Annotated in this window: 3 protein-coding genes; all 3 read left to right on the top strand. The window is 68.0% G+C overall.

Annotation, left to right across the window (positions count from 1 at the left end; genetic code table 11):
- Positions 1-14 precede the first annotated feature (14 nt).
- Genes xseB through dxs form a run of 3 tightly spaced genes read left to right on the top strand, consistent with a single transcriptional unit; the run spans position 15 to position 2,946 of the window.
- Positions 15-158, top strand: coding sequence for an exodeoxyribonuclease VII small subunit (xseB, locus tag AC1DU6_RS25150; RefSeq protein ID WP_477860416.1), 144 nt, complete (start codon positions 15-17; stop codon positions 156-158).
- Complete coding sequence (locus AC1DU6_RS25145; RefSeq protein ID WP_056198553.1) at positions 155-1,042, top strand: polyprenyl synthetase family protein; 888 nt, start codon at positions 155-157, stop codon at positions 1,040-1,042. The genes xseB and AC1DU6_RS25145 overlap by 4 nt, the downstream gene beginning before the upstream one ends.
- Before the next feature lie 11 nt (positions 1,043-1,053).
- Entirely contained in the window at positions 1,054-2,946 is a 1,893-nt protein-coding gene (dxs, locus tag AC1DU6_RS25140; protein WP_477860413.1) for a 1-deoxy-D-xylulose-5-phosphate synthase, read from the top strand.
- Positions 2,947-3,096: the final 150 nt, after the last annotated feature.

The raw sequence follows: 3,096 nt of genomic DNA, 5'->3' as shown, positions 1-3,096 counted from the left end.
TGGAGGGGCAACAGCTGCCGCTGGACCAACTTCTGCACAGCTACAAGCGGGGCGCCGAGTTGCTGGCTCTGTGCCGCGGGCGGCTGCAGGCGGTGGAACAGCAGGTCAAGCTGCTGGACGGCGCCGAACTGAAGGCCTGGGAGGGCCCCGAATCTTGAATGCACAGGACTTTGACCGCTGGGTGCAGGCGTCTTTGAACGCCTTCGAAGCGGCGCTGGATGATCTCGTGCCCGCTGCCGCACCGGCTGGCCTTGGCGAGGCGATGCGCTATGCGGTGCTGGGCGGTGGCAAGCGCCTGCGCCCGCTGTTGGTGCTGGCGAGCTGCGCGGCCGTGGGCGGCGACAGCTTTGCGGCCATGCGCGCAGCCTGCTCGGTCGAGCTCATCCACGCCTATTCGCTGGTGCATGACGACATGCCCTGCATGGACAACGACGTCATGCGCCGCGGCAAGCCGACGACGCACGTCGCCTTCGGCGAAGCCCAGGCCATGCTGGCGGGCGACGCGATGCAGGCCCTCGCCTTCGAGGTGCTGACGCCGGACACGGGCATTGCTCCCGCCCTGCAGGCGCGGTTGTGCTCGCTGCTGGCCCGCTCGGCCGGCCACGACGGCATGGCCGGCGGCCAGGCCATCGACCTGGCCAGCATTGGCAAGCGACTGGACGAAACCACGCTACGCGACATGCACCGCCGCAAGACTGGTGTGCTGCTGCAGGCCAGCGTTCTGATGGGCGCGGCCTGCGGGTCGGTGTCGACGCAGGCGACCCAGTCGCTGTCCGACTACGGCGCGGCGCTTGGCCTGGCCTTCCAGGTTGTCGACGACATCCTCGACGTGACCCAGGATTCGGAAGTGCTGGGCAAGACCGCCGGCAAGGACCAGGACGCCAACAAGCCGACCTATGTCAGCGTGCTGGGCCTGAACGCCGCGCGCGCGCTGGCTCAAGCGCTGCGCGCCGAGGCCAAGGCGGCCCTGGCCGCCAGCGGCCTGGCCGATGTGAGYCACCTCAGCCTGCTGGCCGACTCCGTTGTAGAGCGGGACAACTAAAGAGGACCGCCATGGAATACACGCTGCTCAAAGGCATCGACAGCCCGGCCGACCTGCGCCGCCTGCCGCGCACCGAACTGCGCAAGCTGGCCGACGAGGTGCGCGCCTTCGTGCTGGAGAGCGTCTCCAAGACTGGCGGCCACCTCGGCTCCAACCTTGGCACGGTCGAGCTGACCGTGGCCCTGCATTACGTGTTCAACACACCGGACGACCGGCTGGTGTGGGACGTGGGCCACCAGACCTATCCGCACAAGGTGCTGACCGGCCGGCGTGACCGCATGCCGGGCCTGCGCCAGATCGGTGGCATCAGCGGCTTCCCGCGCCGTGACGAGAGCGAGTACGACACCTTTGGCACCGGCCATTCGTCGACCAGCATCTCGGCGGCCCACGGCATGGCCATGGCCTTCAAGCTCAAGGGCGAAGACCGCCGCGCCGTGGCCATCATCGGCGATGGCTCGATGACGGCCGGCATGGCCTTCGAGGCGCTGAACAACGCCGGCGTGGCCCATGGCGGCCTGATGGGCGACCTGCTCGTCATCCTGAACGACAACGACATGTCCATCAGCCCGCCGGTCGGCGCGCTGAACAAATACCTCGCGCGGCTGATGAGYGGCAGCTTCTACGCCGCCGCCCGCGAAAGCGCCAAGAGCGTGTTGAAGAACACGCCGCTCTACGAGTTCGCGCGCAAGTTCGAGGAGCACACCAAGGGCATGGTCGTGCCGGGCACCATCTTCGAGGAGTTCGGCTTCAACTATGTCGGCCCCATCGACGGACACGACCTGGACTCGCTGATCCCGACACTCGAGAACCTGCGCGAGAAGAAGGGCCCGCAGTTCCTGCACATCGTCACCAAGAAGGGTGCAGGCTACAAGCTGGCCGAGAACGACCCGGTCAAGTACCACGCCGCCTCGGGCAAGTTCGACCCGGCGGTGGGCTTCGTCAAGCCGGCCACGCCGCCCAAGACGACCTTCACGCAGGTCTTTGGCGACTGGCTGTGCGACATGGCCGAAGCCGACCCGCGGCTGGTGGGCATCACGCCCGCGATGCGCGAGGGCTCGGGCATGGTGGAGTTCCACAAGCGCTTCCCGCAGCGCTATCACGACGTCGGCATCGCCGAGCAGCACTCGGTCACCTTCGCCGCCGGCCTGGCCTGCGAGGGCATCAAGCCCGTCGTCGCGATCTATTCGACCTTCCTGCAGCGCGCCTATGACCAGCTGATCCATGACGTCGCCATCCAGAACCTGCCCGTGCTGTTCGCGCTGGACCGCGCCGGCCTGGTGGGCGCTGACGGCGCCACGCATGCCGGCAACTACGACATCGCCTACACGCGCTGCATCCCGAACATGGCCGTGCTGACGCCGGCCGACGAGGACGAATGCCGCCAGGCGCTGTACACCGGCTTCATGCACAACGGGCCGGTGACGGTGCGCTACCCGCGCGGCGCGGGCGTTGGCGTCGTGCCTGTCAAAGCCATGACGGCCCAGGCCTGGGGCAAGGGTGAAGTGCGTCGGCAGGGCCAGCGCATTGCGATCCTGGCCTTTGGCACGCTGCTCTATCCCGCGTTGGAAGTGGCCGAGCGCCTGGACGCGACGGTCGCCAATATGCGCTTCGTCAAGCCGCTGGATGCTGAGCTCGTTGCCGAACTGGCGCGCACGCATGACGTCATCGTCACCGTCGAGGATGGCTGCATCATGGGCGGCGCCGGAAGCGCCGTCGTCGAGGCGTTGAACGCCGCCGGCCTCGGCGTGCCGGTGCTGCAGCTCGGCCTGCCCGACGAGTTCGTCGAGCACGGCGACCCGGCCAAGCTGATGAGCCTGTGTGGCCTGGACGCCGCCGGCATCGAGGCCAGCATCGTCAAGCGCTTCGGGACGAAGCCGACGGTCGTGCGCGCCGTAGGGCGCTGAGCAGGTCTTCGACCAGCGGCTGCGCAGGTCGGTGCAATGGGATCAATGCGCTGACCCGGTAGGGAATCGACACCGTCAGCGGCCGCACCAGCAGGTCTGATCCTGCACACGCCGCTGCGGTCAACGGGTTGACGATGGCCACACCCAGCC

The sequence above is a fragment of the Roseateles sp. P5_B10 genome, assembly GCF_056400485.1.
Note: the sequence above shows the minus strand (reverse complement) of the source record. Positions and strands in the feature narration are given on the sequence as shown.